Raw genomic sequence first — 2,786 nt, forward strand, 5'->3', positions numbered from 1 at the left:
GAGCGTGGCCAGCGCGTTCATCTCGGGGTTCAGGCCCAGGCGCACCCGCGAGAACACCACCAGCGGCAGCGTGGTCGAGCCCGGGCCCGAGAGGAACGCCGAGAGCACCAGATCGTCGATCGAGAGCGTGAACGAGAGCAGCCACCCGGAAACCAGCGCCTGCGAGATCAGCGGCAGCGTGATCACGAAGAACACCTTGAAGGGTGTGGCGCCCAGATCCAGCGCGGCTTCCTCCAGAGACCGGTTCATCTCCTTCACCCGCGACTGCACGATGATCGCCACGTACGAGACGCACAGCATCACGTGGCCGATCCACATGGTCAGCACGCCCCGGCCCTTCGGCCAGCCCAGGAACTGCTCCATCGCCACAAAGAGCAGCAGCAGCGAGATCCCCTGGATGACTTCGGGAATCACCAGCGGCGCGTTGATCATGCCGGCGAAGAGCGCGAAGCCCCTAAAGCGCCCCATGCGCGCGAGCACATAGCCCGACCACGTGCCGATCACCACCGAGGCGAACGCGGTCATCAGCCCGATCTTCAGCGACAGCCACGCGGCGTTGAGCAGTTCGTCGTCCTGCAGGAGCGCGGCGTACCACTTCAGCGAGAAGCCCGACCAGACGGTGACGAGCTTCGATTCGTTGAACGAATACACCACGAGGCTGATGATCGGGATGTAAAGGAACAGAAAGCCGAGCGTCAGCACGCCCGTGGAGAGGGTACGGTTGGGCCGGATCATTTGCCTTCCTCCAGCTGCCTGACCTGGTTGTGCTGGAAGAGCGCCATCGGCACGAGCAGCAGCAGCACCATTGCGACCGTGACGGCGGAAGCCATCGGCCAGTCCATGTTGTTGAAGAACTCGTCCCACATCACGCGGCCGATCATGAGGGTGTCGGCGCCGCCGAGCAGTTCGGGAATCACGTACTCGCCCACCGCGGGGATGAACACGAGGAGGCTGCCGGCGATGATGCCGTTCTTCGAGAGCGGCAGCGTAATCTTCGTGAAAGCCACCCAGGGCTTCGCGCCGAGATCGTAGGCGGCCTCGAGCAGGGTGAGGTCCATCTTGACGAGGTGGGCGTAGAGGGGCATGACCATGAAGGGCAGGTACGAATAGACCATGCCGATGTAGACGCCCGCATCGGAGTGATAGAGGCGCAGCGGCGAGTGGATGAGGCCGATGGCCATGAGGGCGTGGTTCAGGAGCCCGTCGTCCTTGAGGATGCCGATCCAGGCGTAGACGCGGATGAGGAAGGAGGTCCAGAAGGGGAGCATGACGCCCATCATGAGGAGGTTGCGGGTGGCGGGGTTCGACCGCGCGATGTAGTAGGCGACGGGGTAGCCGATGAGCAGGCACAGGAGGGTGGAGACGGCCGCCATCTTCAGGGAGCTGATGTAGGTGGCGATGTAGAGGTCGTCCTGGAGGAGGAAGGCGTAGTGGCCGAGCTGGAGGGCGAAGTGGACGACGCCGTCCTTCATCCCGACGAGGTTCGTGTAGGGGGGCACGGCCATCATCTGGTCGGCGAAGCTGATCTTGAACACGAGCACGAAGGGCACGGCGAAGAAGAGCGTGAGCCAGAGGAAGGGCACCCCGATGACGGTGGAGCGGCCCGAGGGCACGAAGCGGGAGAACAGGCGCGAGAAGACGCGCAGCGCGCCGCCGGAAGCGGCAGAGGCATTGGTGGAGGGCAGGGAAGTACTCATGATGTCCTCTTCCTCATTGCGTAAGCACGACGCCGCTGGCGGGCGACCAGGAGACGTAGACGTCGTCGTTCCAGGCGGGGGCGCCCTCGCTCATGAGGTGCGAGCTGGAGAGGTTCGAGACGACCACCTTGCCGCCGGGCAGGCGCACGTGGTAGAGCGAGTAGCTGCCCATGTAGGCGACGTCGGAGACCACGCCGCGGGCCCAGTTGTGGGGCGTGCCGGGCTTCTCGCGCGTCACGCGCACGCGCTCGGGGCGCACCGAGATGCCCACGGGCATGCCGAGCGGCCCGGTGATGCCGTGGCTGACGTACATGCGCGTTTCGAGGTCCCCGCTTTCCACGAAGATGTGGTCGGGCTCGTCCTCCACGACCTTGCCCTCGAAGAGGTTGGTGGAGCCGATGAATTCGGCGGAGAAGCGGCTGTTGGGGAATTCGTAGACGTCGGAGGGGGTGCCGGTCTGCACGATGCGGCCTTCGCTCATGACGGCGAGGCGGTTGGCCATGGTCATGGCTTCTTCCTGGTCGTGGGTGACCATGACGCAGGTGACGTCGACCTTCCCGATGATGTTCACGAGTTCGAGCTGGGTCTTCTGGCGGATCTTCTTGTCGAGCGCGGACATGGGCTCGTCGAGCAGCAGGAGCTTGGGGCGCTTGACGAGCGAGCGGGCGAGCGCGACGCGCTGCTGCTGGCCGCCGGAGAGTTGATGCGGCTTGCGCTGGGCGTAGCGGCTCATCTGCACGAGGTTCAGGGCGTCGGCCACGCGTTCCTTGATCTCGTTCTTCGGGGTGCCTTCCTGCTTCAGGCCGAAGGCGATGTTGGCCTCCACGCTCATGTGCGGGAAGAGCGCGTAGGACTGGAACATCATGTTGACGGGACGCCGGTAGGGCGGCAGCGTCGCGAGGTCTTCGCCATCGACGTAGATGCGCCCGGAGGTGGCGCTCTCCAGCCCGGCGAGCATGCGCAGCAGGGTGGACTTGCCGCAGCCGGAGCTGCCCAGCAGCGCGAACAGTTCGTTCTTCGCGATGTTCAGGCTCACGTTGTCCACGGCGGTGCTCTCGCCGAACTTCTTGACGACGTTTTCGATGCGGA

The 2,786-nt window shown here is 64.8% G+C and carries 3 protein-coding genes; all 3 read right to left on the bottom strand.

All coding sequences use genetic code 11. The features are described from left to right. Positions 1-735 (bottom strand): ABC transporter permease subunit (locus BAC01S_RS29705; RefSeq protein ID WP_043204202.1); only part of this gene is annotated, 735 nt, incomplete at its 3' end. Beyond that, entirely contained in the window at positions 732-1,697 is a 966-nt protein-coding gene (locus BAC01S_RS29710) for an ABC transporter permease subunit (protein WP_027798009.1), read from the bottom strand. The genes BAC01S_RS29705 and BAC01S_RS29710, both read right to left, overlap by 4 nt. 13 nt (positions 1,698-1,710) lie before the next feature. Continuing rightward, positions 1,711-2,786: ABC transporter ATP-binding protein (locus BAC01S_RS29715; RefSeq protein ID WP_027798010.1), on the bottom strand; the 1,076-nt coding region annotated here is incomplete at its 5' end.

This window comes from Paraburkholderia acidipaludis NBRC 101816 (genome assembly GCF_000684975.1).
GTDB classification, from domain to species: domain Bacteria; phylum Pseudomonadota; class Gammaproteobacteria; order Burkholderiales; family Burkholderiaceae; genus Paraburkholderia; species Paraburkholderia acidipaludis.

Bases quoted from the DNA above. Each gene is read 5' to 3' on its own strand.
- BAC01S_RS29710 (WP_027798009.1), bottom strand. From the start codon at position 1,697: ATGAGTACTTCCCTGCCCTCCACCAATGCCTCTGCCGCTTCCGGCGGC.